This is a genomic window from Ignatzschineria sp. PL_is040 (assembly GCF_055813795.1).
The window spans coordinates 629,792-643,771 of sequence record NZ_JBVPGU010000001.1; the positions used below are offsets into that span (position 1 = coordinate 629,792).

Annotated in this window: 12 protein-coding genes; 1 reads left to right on the forward strand and 11 read right to left on the reverse strand. The window is 39.0% G+C overall.

The window, feature by feature from the left end:
• Positions 1 to 133: 133 nt before the first annotated feature.
• From AC0SAP_RS02610 to AC0SAP_RS02635, 6 genes are all read right to left on the reverse strand, one after another.
• Positions 134 to 772: a LysE/ArgO family amino acid transporter gene (locus tag AC0SAP_RS02610; RefSeq protein WP_473382778.1), complete on the reverse strand. Its 639-nt coding sequence runs from the start codon at positions 770 to 772 to the stop codon at positions 134 to 136.
• A 249-nt stretch (positions 773 to 1,021) separates the two neighbouring features.
• A complete protein-coding gene (purB, locus tag AC0SAP_RS02615) occupies positions 1,022 to 2,392 on the reverse strand; it encodes an adenylosuccinate lyase (protein WP_473382779.1) in 1,371 nt (456 codons plus the stop codon).
• A 21-nt stretch (positions 2,393 to 2,413) separates the two neighbouring features.
• The gene (locus AC0SAP_RS02620; protein WP_233146777.1) at positions 2,414 to 2,842 is read right to left on the reverse strand and encodes a DUF423 domain-containing protein; all 429 of its coding nucleotides are present in this window, start codon (positions 2,840 to 2,842) and stop codon (positions 2,414 to 2,416) included.
• 98 nt (positions 2,843 to 2,940) lie between these two features.
• Complete coding sequence (locus AC0SAP_RS02625; RefSeq protein WP_473382781.1) at positions 2,941 to 3,303, reverse strand: ArsC/Spx/MgsR family protein; 363 nt, start codon at positions 3,301 to 3,303, stop codon at positions 2,941 to 2,943.
• A 143-nt stretch (positions 3,304 to 3,446) separates the two neighbouring features.
• Positions 3,447 to 4,136: a thiamine diphosphokinase gene (locus AC0SAP_RS02630; RefSeq protein ID WP_473382782.1), complete on the reverse strand. Its 690-nt coding sequence runs from the start codon at positions 4,134 to 4,136 to the stop codon at positions 3,447 to 3,449.
• A complete protein-coding gene (locus tag AC0SAP_RS02635; RefSeq protein WP_473382784.1) occupies positions 4,136 to 5,962 on the reverse strand; it encodes a GNAT family N-acetyltransferase in 1,827 nt (608 codons plus the stop codon). The genes AC0SAP_RS02630 and AC0SAP_RS02635 overlap by 1 nt, the downstream gene beginning before the upstream one ends.
• Before the next feature lie 145 nt (positions 5,963 to 6,107).
• Between AC0SAP_RS02635 and ppa the strand changes: the two genes are divergently transcribed.
• The gene (gene ppa / locus AC0SAP_RS02640) at positions 6,108 to 6,650 is read left to right on the forward strand and encodes an inorganic diphosphatase (RefSeq protein ID WP_109235721.1); all 543 of its coding nucleotides are present in this window, start codon (positions 6,108 to 6,110) and stop codon (positions 6,648 to 6,650) included.
• Between the two features lie 255 nt (positions 6,651 to 6,905).
• Here ppa and AC0SAP_RS02645 read toward each other — a convergent pair whose 3' ends face one another.
• The 5 genes from AC0SAP_RS02645 to AC0SAP_RS02665 form a co-directional block, all read right to left on the reverse strand.
• The gene (locus AC0SAP_RS02645; protein ID WP_473382785.1) at positions 6,906 to 7,970 is read right to left on the reverse strand and encodes a hypothetical protein; all 1,065 of its coding nucleotides are present in this window, start codon (positions 7,968 to 7,970) and stop codon (positions 6,906 to 6,908) included.
• Positions 7,971 to 8,351: 381 nt separating this feature from the next.
• A complete protein-coding gene (locus AC0SAP_RS02650; protein WP_473382787.1) occupies positions 8,352 to 9,050 on the reverse strand; it encodes a fimbrial biogenesis chaperone in 699 nt (232 codons plus the stop codon).
• A gap of 12 nt (positions 9,051 to 9,062) precedes the next feature.
• Positions 9,063 to 11,564, reverse strand: coding sequence for a fimbria/pilus outer membrane usher protein (locus AC0SAP_RS02655; RefSeq protein ID WP_473382789.1), 2,502 nt, complete (start codon positions 11,562 to 11,564; stop codon positions 9,063 to 9,065).
• Positions 11,565 to 11,900: 336 nt separating this feature from the next.
• On the reverse strand, positions 11,901 to 12,458 hold the full coding sequence (locus AC0SAP_RS02660; protein ID WP_473382790.1) for a fimbrial protein: 558 nt from the start codon (positions 12,456 to 12,458) through the stop codon (positions 11,901 to 11,903).
• A gap of 1,111 nt (positions 12,459 to 13,569) precedes the next feature.
• Positions 13,570 to 13,980 (reverse strand): YeeE/YedE family protein, encoded by a 411-nt coding sequence (locus AC0SAP_RS02665; RefSeq protein WP_109217742.1) that lies wholly within the window; start codon positions 13,978 to 13,980, stop codon positions 13,570 to 13,572.

A 13,980-nucleotide genomic window follows, 5' to 3' on the forward strand; every position in this document is an offset into this window, starting at 1 on the left:
TATCAATCGAAAAGGTGTGGATCAGTCTCCACACTTTTTTTATCTCATCGATAAGATCTCTTCACGATAGAATGTCTTCACGATAGAAGAGTGCTATTAATTGGGCTGATAACTGAGTATGGGTTAACTTACTTTAGGTCAATAGCATCATGATCTGCTCATAACTAAAGCGCAGAAGTTGATAGATAATAAATAACATCATCAGAGCAATCAAGAGATTGAGAATCCGCCAAGTTAACGGCTTTCGGAAGATCGGTGCTAATTTTGTTGCGGCATACCCCAAACTATAGAACCAGATACTCGATGCCGTCAAACTCCCTAGCAGAAAAGCGATCTTATGCTCATCCTCGAGGGTGCCGGCAACTCCGCCAATAATCACTATCGTGTCAAGATAGACATGGGGGTTGAGTAACGTAATAGCGAGTGTTGCTAAAATAACGGATCTCAGTGAGGATCGCCCCTCATAATATCCTGTACTCATCACCTGCTCTTGGAAGATCGCACGTAATGAGTTATAGGCAAAGATCGCTAAATAGAGCGTCCCGAGCAGTGCTAAAATAAGCTGCAAAATAGCATTTTGCGCCACCATTGTGCCAATTCCTAAAACACCAACCGACATTAAGAGAAAATCGCAAAGAAAGCAGACTGTTGCAACCCAAAAGATATGATTATTCTCTATTCCCTGTTTTAAAACATAAGCATTTTGCGCACCGATAGCAACAATGAGTCCAAACGATAGCAAAACACCCTGTAGATAGATCTCCCAAATCATAACTTCCCCCCTCTTTTATACCTTTATCGGCTTTCTTATGATCTCTCATGAGATCTAGCGATCTTTGATGATCTTTTTATTTTTTAGGTTCTTTAAGCTTTTTAAGCTTTTTTAAATCATAAAAAAATATTTACAGCAACCGAAGTCACTGTAAATATTCTTATCAATACTCTTATTACGCATCTCTTCAATCTGAATATTGATACCCAATATTGAAGAGATGATTCTTTATAACAGAAATGTTAAACGTTAGATCTCACGAGCTAATTTCTCAGCAAGTCCAACATACGTTGCCGGCTCGAGCGCTTTAAGTTGCGCTTTCACTTCTGGAGCAAGCTCTAACGTATCGATAAACTCACGCATCTGCTCAATATTAATACGCTTACCACGTGTGAAATCTTTCAATTTTTCATAAGGATTCTCAATACCATCACGGCGCATCACCGTCTGTACCGCTTCCCCTAATACTTCTACGTTTGCATTAAGATCTGCCATTAAGGTCTCGGCGCTCACTTCTAATTTGCCATGACCTTTTAAGAGACTACTAAAACCGATCAAGGTGTAACCGAAAGCAGATCCTACACTACGAAGCACCGTAGAATCACTCAAGTCACGTTGCATTCTTGAGATCGGTAACTTCTCTGCAAAGTGGATAAAGAGTGCGTTAGCAATCCCAAAGTTCCCTTCTGCATTTTCAAAGTCGATCGGGTTCACTTTATGTGGCATCGTTGAAGAGCCCACTTCGCCGGCAATCGTGCGCTGTTTAAAGAAGTTGTGGCTAATGTAGTTCCAGACATCACGCGCCCAATCGATCAAAATGGTATTGATACGGGTCATTGTGTGTGAAAACTCAGCGATATAATCATGGCACTCAATCTGTGTTGAGTAAGGGGTAAAAGTTAAACCAAGATCTTGCGTAATAAAATCTTCTGCAAATGCTGGCCAATCAAACTCGGGATAGACTACAACGTGCGCATTATAGTTACCAACAGCACCATTGATTTTGCCTAAAAACTCTGTGTTTTGTAACTGCTTGACCTGTCTTTCAAGACGATAGATCACATTAGCGATCTCTTTCCCTAAAGTTGTCGGTGTTGCTGGCTGCCCATGGGTTCTTGAGAGCATCGGAATCGCAGCAAATTGATGTGCCATATCACGCATAGAGGCGATCACCTCTTGAAGTTGTGGCAATACAACATCATTAATTGTGCTCTTAAACATCAAACCATATGAGAGGTTATTGATATCTTCCGAGGTACAGGTAAAGTGGGTGAACTCTGATGATGCTGCAAGTTCTGGGTGATCCTTAACCTGATTTTTGATCCAATACTCAACCGCTTTCACATCATGGTTCGTTGACTTTTCAATCTCTTTGACAGCCATGGCATCTTCTGGAGAGAAGTTCTCATAGAGCGAAATTAAGAATGCTTTCGCCTCCTCCCCAAATGAAGGAATCTCTTCAAAATGCTTTTCAGAGGCAAGCTTAATTAACCACTTGATCTCAACCATCACACGATAACGAATTAAACCATACTCACTCACCTCAGCCACTAATGGCTCAACACGACTAGCATAACGACCATCGAGTGGAGAGACAGATAATACAGAATGAATACTCATAATATTTCCTTTATTAAGTACTTAAGCACGAATTCGAGTAGATAATAGCGCTGCACAGATCAGCAATATCCAACCGACAATAAAAAAGAGACCGCCTATCGGCGTCACCAATCCCAAATTCTTAACAGACAAGAGTGCAATAAGGTAGAGACTCCCTGAAAAGAGAATCGTACCTATCAAAAATGAAAAACCCGCTAAACGGAGAAGTTTAGGGGTTGTCAATAGAAGGAGAAGTATGCCAATAATAATGAGAGCGATACTATGAATAAATTGATACTGAACCGCAGTCTCCCAGATCTCTTTACCGCGCCCTACAAGTTGATCACTTAAGGCATGGGCACCAAAGGCACCGACCATAACGGCTAAGCCGGCTAAAATAGCGCCGATAACAATAAAAGATCGGCTTAATACTACTGGCGCATTCATCAATTCCTCTCTCGTCTGTTCCATTCTCTCTCCCGATTTTTGTAAGCGCAATGCTCTACCTCAATCTGTCATGAATTCTCTAAACTCTACACCTTAATCTCAATCTAAATCCCAATCTGAATCTACTTCCAAGCTTTCGCTAGAAGATGATCGATCGGCGATGGATCAGGTCTTGCAATTACGGCATCCTCTCGGTAGACAACAATCGGTCTTTCAATCACAATAGGATTCTCTACAACAAAGGCAATTTTTTGATCATCATTCCAAGTAAACCACTCTTGCGAGATCTCTTGAAACGGTGCTTCTTTCATTCGAATAATGCCATCAATCCCTAACCCTAATTTTGCAAGAAGAGAACGAATCATCTCCGCTGAGAGCGGCTCGTCAAGATAGTTGATTACCTGATATTCAATCTTTTTCTCATCAAGATATTCACGCGCAGCTCTCGATTTTGAGCAATCGCCATTATAGATAATTTGCCACATATTTAACTCCCTTCGGTTTTCATATTGTCAGCCAACATTGCAAATGCAAATACCGCATATTCAAATATTGCAAACTGACACACAATACCATTTAAAATTTGCGCTTATTCTACCATCTATCCCACTATTTAGATACAGAGTGGCTAAAGGGAACGCTCACAATTTGCTGGCAAAAGATAGAGCCACGCCCTTCCCGCCTTCATTGATACCGTAATCCCTCTCTCTGTTATCACTTCATTGGAATAGGTCAATCCTGAACCTATCTCAAGATCATGTTGCACCAACGGCCACTTGACCCCGGAGAGATTGATGCCACAAAGATCGCTCAAGGCGATAAGACTCACCGTCGCTCCTACTGGTGGCGTAAAATGGTACTCTTTTCCCGCTTCTAAAAAATAGAGCGTCTCAACACCATCGGTATGAATCACTCTTGCTTCGGGATATTGTGCCGGCAAAAAGAGCAGTGCCGCTTGATGATCAAGGCGTCCGCCTATTCCTCCTAACAATAAGAATTGATCAACCCCTTCTCTTCTTGCAAGGGAGAACGCAAGTTCTGTATCGATCTCATCCTTCTCAACAGGATAACTCACCTTCTCTCGATAGAGTGCCGGCGAAATCTCTAGCCTTCTACTCGAATCGAAATCCCCCACCCAAAAATCTACCGCCACTTCACGCGTTTGACTCAACGTTACTAACGCCTCTGCTTTATCAATTCCTTTATCGACGGCAATCACCATCGCATCTTGAAACCAATCTCCAAAGGAGGCCATGACAGCCTCAAAGTTAACAGCCCCAGGTAGTAAGATCACGGCTCGAGTAGGCTTCTGACTCACTATTCGCCCTCCTCAGATGCGCCACTCGATTCACCTTCCGCTGTAGTCTCTTCAATATCGAAATCATCATCTACATCATCGCTAAGATCATCTAAGTGCTTATCTAAAATCCTTTCTCCCCTGCCGGCAAAAGGATCTTCCGGAAGTGCATCAATCACACGCTGTGGTGGAATATCGGCGATAACATCTGCTCGTTTAGGAGTAAAGATCAAGGTTGTCAATGCCTCATTGAGTGGCACCCACTCCAATGTTTTGATCCGCATTAGAGCAATCACCGGCACATGAACCGCATTAGCAAGATGCATCACCGCCGTCTCAACAGAGATAATAAGATCTGAATTTGCCAACATTGCCGGCAATTGGAAGAAATTATCGAGTGCACTAAATGGCGCTGTATTTTGCAATTGATGCTTCTCTATCAAGGCTCTGATCTCAGGGAAAATCTCAGGAATACCATTAATAATAAAGAAACTATTTTGCCATTGAGGATGCTTTTGCATCAGCTCAATCAACTCTCGCACCTGCTCTAACTTCCAAGAGCGACGCGGATTTTTAGCAATATGATTGATAAAGACAATCGGTTGCTCTGCGGTAGCACCCCATTTTTTAAGTTGCTTCCGTGCATCTTTTTGCCACTTTTTGGGAATTCTCACAAAAGGATAGCGCTCCTCTGGAAAGAGCATAACGCCCCCTATTTGGGAAAACCAGTAAGCATAATCATCACTAATATGGCGATCACTTCCATTATGAGGCTTAACAACTTCAATAGTTGCATTCAGTTTTTTAAGATCTAATTTCTCTCGAATTTGATACCAGCGATAACGAATATCCATCCCCATCGCAAATCCATCAGGGCCGGCAATATCACGCGCTAATCCTGCACCATTGAGTGATGCTAAGGTCTCAATTGAGACAACGATGGGATATTTTTGTAATTTCGCTTCCACAATCGATTCAAGGCGAAGTGCTGGTGAGTAGTTTTTATTGTAGATCTTATCAAAGATGCCACATTTTCCGACCCAATCGTAGAGGGAGTATTTCTTCAAAAAGGGCCATTTTTTAGGATCATTGGTGCAACGAACCTCTTCAATAAAGAGATCGATCTTTAAGTGAGGATAAGCTTCCTTAAACGCTCTAAAACCATTTTGAAGATAGGTAAAATCACCAATTGCCAGATGCGCGATAAAGAGAATTCGCTCCGCCTGAGCAAGACGCTCTGCCGGGATCTTCCCAAGCGCTAACCTTCTTCGCATCGTAATATGGGGCTCCCCCTCTTCTAAAAAGGTCTCACCTTCTGCCTTAAATTGATAGCGCTCATAAAATCCCTTTGCCGCTAATTGCGCATGCAGAATCACTTCATCACTCTCTGCTAAGACCGCCATCTTCTTTAATGCCTCTTTTAAGAGAAATTGCCCTAATCGATATCCACGATATGCTTTAAGAATTGCCACCCGTCCTACTTGATATACGCCATCGCTATTGAGAAAAAATCGGAGCGTACCAATCGCTTCTAAATGGGAGCTATCGAGGCTATTCTTACTCTTACCCGAAGAGAGGCCGATCTCGGCAGCTTCTAGAGCAAGATCATGCTCAATCGTTAAATCTTCAAGCTTCTCTACACGGTGCTTTGATCTATCTAATCGATCTAATCGACCTAAGTCTTCTTTATCATCACGATAGAGTAGGAGATGCCATGAATTTTGATCCATTGCATCATGATCGATCTCCGCGGGGAATCCCTGCTCTTGTGTAAACACCGTATCCCTAACCGCTAATGCATCTTGAAATGCAGATGCTTTCTCCCCTTTAATCCAGATAAATTTCATAGCAAAACCTCTCAATAACGATCTGTTAATACTATCAAATATGGTCATTTTTTGCAGTTAAAATAGGAATAGAAAACAAAGTTGCTATAATTGAGTGCTAAGATTTAATACCCATTAATTATATTAGAGAGAGGCAAAGAAGATTATGAGTTTTGCAAAAGTTCCCGCAGCCAATGATATTGCAAAGATTACAGAAGATTTTAACTGTATTATTGAGATCCCTGCAGAATCTGATCCTGTTAAATATGAAGTTGATCACGATACTGATCTAATCTGGGTAGACCGCTTTGTCGGCACCAATATGCGTTATCCTGCAAACTACGGTTTTATTCCTAATACATTGTGTGATGATGGTGACCCACTTGATGTCTTAGTAATCACCCCATTCCCACTGATTCATGGCTCTGTTGTTCGTTGCCGTCCATTGGGTGTTCTCAATATGACTGATGAATCTGGCGGCGATGCAAAATTGATCGCTGTTCCTATCAGCAAACTCTGCCCGATGTATGATCATATTGAAGATATTAAAGATCTGCCAAAATTACTAGTTGATCAAATTGAATTCTTCTTCCAAAACTACAAAGGTCTTGAGAGTGGCAAATGGGTGAAACTCGATGGCTACAGCGATAAAGCTGCAGCACAAAAAGAGATTGAAAATTCCCTTAAACTCTTTAATGAGAAGCAATAGCCGATCGAGAATCGTTAAGCTCAATAATGATCAAGGATAATCAATGACAATAAAGATTTATAAGATCTAACGAGTGATAAAAAAGCGATAAAAATTTAAAGCAATTAAAAAAGGAGCAATCCCATAGTACAGATTGCTCCTTTTTTATCACTACTACCAACTCAACAAAATTTCTTTTGGTTGAATTCGAATACAGTTTAACCCAACTTAATTAAAATCATAACGCTAACGCCCTGTCCTATCATGCTAATGCAATTAACGGAACTCAATATGATAGATCATCACAGTTGAAAAATATCCTCCCCTTAAAGGCTTCTCTGGATTTTTACGAAGATTTGCCGTGATATACAGATTAAGCAAACCTTGAGGCTTTAGCTCTCCAAACCGTAAAGGCGTATTAAATTGTAACTTTTTAGTTCCTATCGTACTCTCTGGGGAGAGGTCTTCGATTACAAACGAGAGATTGGTACCATTGGGAATCTCTATCTCATCATTAACAACAGGATCCGTCGCTTTAAATGTAATAATTGGATATAGGGAGTGACCGCAAGTATCGTCAGCAGGTCTAGCTAATCTGAAAAAAAAGCTCTTTTTAACGCTTTGCACAAGATCTTCCCGATTAAGTACTCCAAAATCAATGTCTGTCGGCACATAGACTCCTGGTCCAGGCGTTACACATGGATCTGGGAAAGTATCAAATGTCGATACTAAATAGAGCGGATAAGGGGCATATCTCTTCTCTAATTGCACATCAGAAGAGTTATCGATTACAGAAAAAAGTGGTATGTAAAATGGATTGATAGGCTTTGGATTTTCAGGAATGACACGAGGTTTTACAACTCTTTCACTAATATTTATCTTAACCGAAAATTCATGAAATTGCCCTTCACCTAATGCCGGTAAAAATAGCTGCTTACCAAGCTGACCAGCCGCAATATCAAAGACATATAGAGAACTTTTTTGTGTTTCCCCACTATTGAGCGCAACAACTGTTGTTTCCACATCAAAAATTCCAGTAGTCGGCAGGTATTGATTAACAATATTATTAGCAAAAATCGATACTCCCCCACTTCCTGTTAGTGTTTGAACAAAAATTGGGACATTTCCCTTACAGCGCAACCTAAACTCAATAGTTTGCGCAGGAGCAACCTCATTTATTGGTAAATTTGTCTCAATATATCTTGGTCCGCCCAGACCTGTATCACTGGCAATACATAATGGATTATTCCAATCATACCCCTTTTGAGCATAGTTAGGAGTAATGATCATTATTCCTAAAAAAAAGATTAATATAGCCTGCAGCCTAATTCTAACTCTCATTATATGATTCTCTCCACTATTTTATAAAAACATAAACTAATTAATTAGGGTCTGTTGAGCATTCATAGCTTCAACAGACCCAAAGCTTTAAAAAACTGTATTATGCTTTCCAATGTATTCTAGTAAATACCTCCAGGGATACTCTATTTTCAGACGATATAAGGTTCCCATAAAGATATTTCTTAAATTTGGTTTGTCATAGATGTTCAAATCTAGGAGAATGGCCCTTAGTTTCTACCAATGCTTGTCATTCAGTAATGCTTGAAGCATACGTATAGAGAGTTAATATTGTGTTTTGCGACTGCATTTAACTACTCTCTATTTTTTATTTCAAATATTAAACTGCCCTAGATAGATTGAATTATAGTTAGATCGTAGTGATTACTTATTACGATCTACTAGTTGACAACTACTACCACACTGATAACTTTGCGACTCTGTGCCACCATAATCATTGATAAAGTAGATTGTTGGTGTATTACCCAAAGATTGAGTAACTGTTACGCTCCCAAAAGGTTTCACAACAAGATCTTTTTCAATAATTTTCCCCTTTGGACCATTGCTGACACCAAATATCACGATATGGTAAGGAGATGGGTTTTGTAGTGTATAGCTATTACCTGACTTCGAAACTTGTAACTCTTTTAACCAACCATTATCTTTATACTGTGGCAAACCCTTTGGTCGATAAAAGAGTTTTACTTTTGATTGAATAACTATGTTAACTTGATTCTCAGCATCTGTTTTCGGAGGTACTCCTAAAACATTAAAGAATAACATTGTTTCACGATCTTCAGGTAGATGACTCTGCCCGGCTAAAGAGATCTTCACTTGCTTTTCTTGCCCAGGATTGATTCTTTGAAGAATCGGTAATGCAACAAGAGGTGTTTCAATCTTATTTCCTGATTCATCTTCTATCCAAGATTGTGCTAAATAAGGTTCATTTTTATTAGTATTCGAAACAACAATTGATTGAGAGTTAGATTGTGCTCGATCAAAAATAACACGCGTTCTATCAAGCGTTAACTGAGCAAAAGAGACATTGAGTAAAGCTACTGCTAAAATTAACAGTCGTTTCATAATTAGTTACTCCTAGTGACAAATAATAGTAGTTAAATCTTTAGAGTCTGTTGACCGGATAGGCAAGGTACATGATTGATCTCTTCCCCACTTCACAACAAACTCCGCCTTTTTATTAAGCCCGGTAAGATATGTTCTGCCTTGATCTGCAACCATTCCTACTTCTGTACCCTGACCATTCTCTCGATAAACAATAGCACCAAATGGCGGGTGAGATCCATCAGGAAGTGTAATCGTTACTAACGCCTTTTCCCCACTAATCGCATTTGCTGACCGATATGCAATCGCCCCTTTAGTCGGCGCAACTTCCATCACCCCATCTTGAATCTCAACATTATTGGGTAGATTATCATTATCGATGAGATAAGTAGAGCGATAGTAGTTTGGAATATTACTAATACCGGCTAGACCAAAAATATTAGATTTACTACTATCTCCCTGCATTCCTACCCCAGGAACACCGGCATCGATAATCAAACGTGAACCCTCTTCAAAAACATAAGGATGAGTTGCTAAACCATGCTCTGTTAATGTTAAAGAACCACTGAATCCTGCAGTAACATTTTGCTGATCTGAGGCATAACTTACAGAGCCATTAAAGTTACCAAAACTTAATGTTGTGTTATAAGAAGCACTTAAAGCATAATCGACTGAACCACTCAGATCATGTTTGTGGTTCATTGCGGCACCTAGAGAATAGTTGCCTCCCAGTCCTTCACTATAAAATACTGCTTGTTGTGAGACATTTTTACGATTTCTCTCATAACGAGCATTATATGAGAGGCGAGATTTTCTATCTTCCAAAGGAATAGAGACATAAAATCCAACTAGATCATCCTTCGCCCCATAATTACTCTTATTATGGGTAAAGTTAAGGGAAACCGATGAGCTTCGGAACCAGCCACTTTCAATCGTCTTATAGAGCGAAAGATTGTAGTAAGAATTACTCTCCTGATTCCAATAGGTCGATTTTGAAGCGGTTGCAGCTACACTAATATTCCACTGCGGGACATATTGTGACACACTTAGAGAGAAACGATTTTTTTCTAAATAGATCCGGCTATCTCTTCCCGTTTTCATATCCACATAGTTACTCAAGGTTGTATAATCTCGACTTGAGAAGCGATAACCCACAATATTGAGTGAGGTATTCTCACCAAAACGTTTTGCATAATTAAAGCGATAGCTCTGCCCCGTTAAACGGCGACCTGGATTCGCTTTATTCTCTGATTTAGTGATATCAAAGGAGAGCGCCCCCACGATTCCAAGATTGAGACCTAAGCCCGCATTGTAAGCAATATACTCATTATTTGTTGTATAGGTTAGCCCACCAATCAGAGAGATCATATCGGTCAAACCATATGACCCATCCGCTGATGCAAACTTTACATCAATTTTATGCGAATTATTTTGAGGTGCTAATTTACCGGCGTTAAGATTGTAGCGTAATGCCCCTTTTCGCGTTAAGTAAGGTACATGCGCTATCTCGACCTGAAACTCATTGATTGAGCCATCGCTCTCTTCTACCGTAACATCAACAGTTCCACTCAAATAGGAGGGGAGATTGGCAATCGCAAAAGGTCCTGGGGGAACTTGCACCTGCTTAATGATATTGCCATATTGTCTTACCGTTACAACGGCATTTGAGGTTGCTGTCCCGGTCACTTGAGGTGCATAACCTTGTAAATAGTTAGGCATCATACTCTCTTCAGTATAGAGAGAAACCCCCTTAAAACGCACAGAACTAAAGAGATTTGAGCGAGAGTAGAGCTCTCCGGCATAAAGATGTGCATTAAGAGCACCTATATCGGTAAATCCATAGGTTTGTGTTCGCTCAAACTTCTTCACATTATTAGGGCTATATTGATAATTGGTTCTAAAACGAAATCTCCCGAGATTAAAACCGATTACACCATAACTTGAGAAGTGATTACTACTATAGTGTCCACCATCACTTCCCTTATAACGATTATAAGTTTTGAGTAAGTTGTAATCTAAAAACAGACCACTAATACCATAATCACGCTTATTTGGTGGAACCCAATAGGGATCGAAGTCCACCAAATAAGCATGAGGCATACGAATCTTAATCTTTTGTTCTCTATCATCAAACTCTGCCGCAATTGCAGAATCATACTGCTCTAATCCATAGCACTCACCTGCATCAGTACTATTGACTAGCGTTTTTTTAGCCCCTACACGGAGCTCTTTGCTAATAGGAAGAGATGTTAACAATTCATCGGTATAACAGATATAACTCTGCCCTTCCTCGCTATAGAGATAGACAGGATAGTTATAGAAAATATTTTGCTCATTGATTACAATATCAGCAAGATATTTACCCGTAAATTGATCATTACTCCCCGCAAAGGCAGAAAGATCAACATTCTCAAATCCTAAAGACTCTAATATTCTATTATCAAATTCAAATGCATAACTGATAGGTGATAGTAGAGCACCGATAAGAATTAGGGTTCCCCCTCTTTTCACAGCAGCTTTCATTAAAGGTTTCATTACTCAGTAACTCTTTCTAGGATGATTATCTAGGATTAGGATGATGATAGAGAGATGGTCGATAGGAGAAACTTTCCCATCAAAATAATTATCTTGAATCTATTTATTGAATCTATTTATAAATCCATTAACAGCACTTTTTGATTTAAGTTTTAAATAAATTTTAAACAAAATAGTTAACTTACAAAGTGCATCGTCACCACCGCTCAATTGATTCAAAAGTAGGTACCCCTCAATAAACTTAGAGGGATACCTATCCTTTATTGCATAGAAATTAAAGTACTAATGAACCACTAAAGTGACTAACCTTAATTTCTAAGTTTTTGCTAGAGCGACCTATTTATAGCTTGCAGTAAATAATATAGTTGCATCAACAGATCCAGGAGTTACAGTAGCAGCACCTGCCATACGACCCTGCACTTGATACGTAGCAGTATTATTTACTCCGTCAATTTTAGCAACAATCGGTTCTGTAACGCCTGCAGGAGTAACTTTCTTAATGCCATCTTGACCACCAATTTCTACTTCGATGCCGACACCAGTTGCTGTACCTGCATTTGCCCATAGATTGTCACCAAAATCTGCCTTTTTACCTGGGTTAATGGTAATTTCAACAGATTGAATTGGCTTCTCCTCATCCTTAATTCCAAAATTACAATTTTTAAACTTAATACTTCCTGTCCGCCAACCACTGAAGGAATTTTGAAGAACAGCTTTAGGCTCTGATCCAAGATCAATAGTGGCTGAAGTAGGATCAATGGTACAACCTGCTTCTGTAATGGTTCCAGTGAACTTAATTTGGCCATCTGAACCAGGTACAGATTTAGGCTCTTCTGCAAATGCTGCTGTCGATAAAGATAATGCCGCCACTAATGCTAATGATAATTTTTTCATAGTTTTCACAACCTTTTTAATTCAATTTCTATTTAACAACTTGTTCAATATTAAAAAGAGGGAGGTGAAATCCTATAGAATTCCTCTCCTCAATGTCCTCAATCTGACAAGCAGAAAAGATGACAGGGAGAAACCTAGCATAAAAAATATTTTAAAGTAAAGTGACGCGCTCACACCCTTAATCTTGTTTGATAAATAAATGAAGAGATAATTATGGAAGTAAATATTCGATAACCCTTAACAAAGCCGGCAAATAAGCGGAAGAGGAAAAATATAAAAAATAGGGAATTTTAAAGTTATTATTTTTTAATAGGTATTCCACCTTAAAATTTTGATCAATATTTATGCAGAATCAGGGGAGAAAATCACATAAATAAACATTATTTAATGTAAATTATTGTATATTGGTGTCCTCAAACATAAAATTTTTATTTTAATGATTTTAACAATGTAAATGTTATAGGCTTTTGTTGACGCTACTAGCATCTATCCATCGCTCTTCTTGAACCTAGATCAATATCGCATATACAGCAAATTGAGAAGATAAAGAGAGATAAAGATCAAGATATTAACAATATATACCACACAGATAGATCCTGCCTCAAGGTGTTAAAGAAACCGGCAATTTAAAGATAATTTTTCTAAATTATCTTTAAAAAATATAGATATATCAGAACTCAAAATACCCAAATAACAGAGAAATATAGAGGAGATAATAAAAAGTTAACAAAAAAACTACCAAAAAATAACATTATTTTATATTGGTTATTTATGTGTTGATTATTGATAGATTATTAATAAATACTCTATTGTTTGTCTATTACTGATCTATTAGTTACCTATTACTTATCCCTTAACTACAAACAGTTAGTTAGAATGACAACCAGGGTCTTATCCCCCTTCAAAAGAATAAGATCTCCTCCTCCGATCTCTTTTTTTTTAAACAATAAAAAAGCCTAGTCAAAAAATGACCAGGCTCATGAAGATAGAATAGTAGGGACTTTAAAATATTTAATTATATAAATTACTTATATCTATTAAATCTTTTAAATATCTACTTGTAATAGTAGATTTATAGCATCCTCTATCGAAGACTCAACCCCTAATTGACTTAACGATTTTTAAAGAATGTGACCAGACGCATTCCAACAAGCATTGCGATCACAAAGATGATTCCTTCCCACATTCCTCGCCCAAGGAGTACTAATGCTGGTGCCGGACAGATCCCAACTAATCCCCAACCGATACCAAAGATCAATCCCCCTAAGATAAGATCTTTATTAATCTTGCTATTTTTAGGAAAATTGAGCGGATCGCCCGTTAATGTTTTGTCTCGTCTTCGAGCAATAAAGACGCCGAGAAAAGAGATCAATAACGCGCCAACCATAACCCATAAAAGCGCAGGATTCCAATCCCCAAAAGGATCTAAAAAACCTTGAACAACTGCAGGATCAGCCATACCTGAGTAGAGAAGCCCTAAACCAAAAAGCAATCCTGAGGCAAACGAAATAATCAACTTCAT

Excerpts from the sequence above, each read along its gene's own strand:
- AC0SAP_RS02645 (WP_473382785.1), bottom strand. The coding sequence starts at position 7,970 with ATGAGAGTTAGAATTAGGCTGCAGGCTATATTAATCTTTTTTTTAGGA.
- purB (WP_473382779.1), bottom strand. The coding sequence starts at position 2,392 with ATGAGTATTCATTCTGTATTATCTGTCTCTCCACTCGATGGTCGTTAT.
- AC0SAP_RS02620 (WP_233146777.1), bottom strand. The coding sequence starts at position 2,842 with ATGGAACAGACGAGAGAGGAATTGATGAATGCGCCAGTAGTATTAAGC.
- AC0SAP_RS02635 (WP_473382784.1), bottom strand. The coding sequence starts at position 5,962 with ATGAAATTTATCTGGATTAAAGGGGAGAAAGCATCTGCATTTCAAGAT.
- ppa (WP_109235721.1), top strand. The coding sequence starts at position 6,108 with ATGAGTTTTGCAAAAGTTCCCGCAGCCAATGATATTGCAAAGATTACA.
- AC0SAP_RS02655 (WP_473382789.1), bottom strand. The coding sequence starts at position 11,564 with ATGAAACCTTTAATGAAAGCTGCTGTGAAAAGAGGGGGAACCCTAATT.
- AC0SAP_RS02625 (WP_473382781.1), bottom strand. The coding sequence starts at position 3,303 with ATGTGGCAAATTATCTATAATGGCGATTGCTCAAAATCGAGAGCTGCG.
- AC0SAP_RS02660 (WP_473382790.1), bottom strand. The coding sequence starts at position 12,458 with ATGAAAAAATTATCATTAGCATTAGTGGCGGCATTATCTTTATCGACA.
- AC0SAP_RS02665 (WP_109217742.1), bottom strand. The coding sequence starts at position 13,980 with ATGAAGTTGATTATTTCGTTTGCCTCAGGATTGCTTTTTGGTTTAGGG.
- AC0SAP_RS02610 (WP_473382778.1), bottom strand. The coding sequence starts at position 772 with ATGATTTGGGAGATCTATCTACAGGGTGTTTTGCTATCGTTTGGACTC.
- AC0SAP_RS02650 (WP_473382787.1), bottom strand. The coding sequence starts at position 9,050 with ATGAAACGACTGTTAATTTTAGCAGTAGCTTTACTCAATGTCTCTTTT.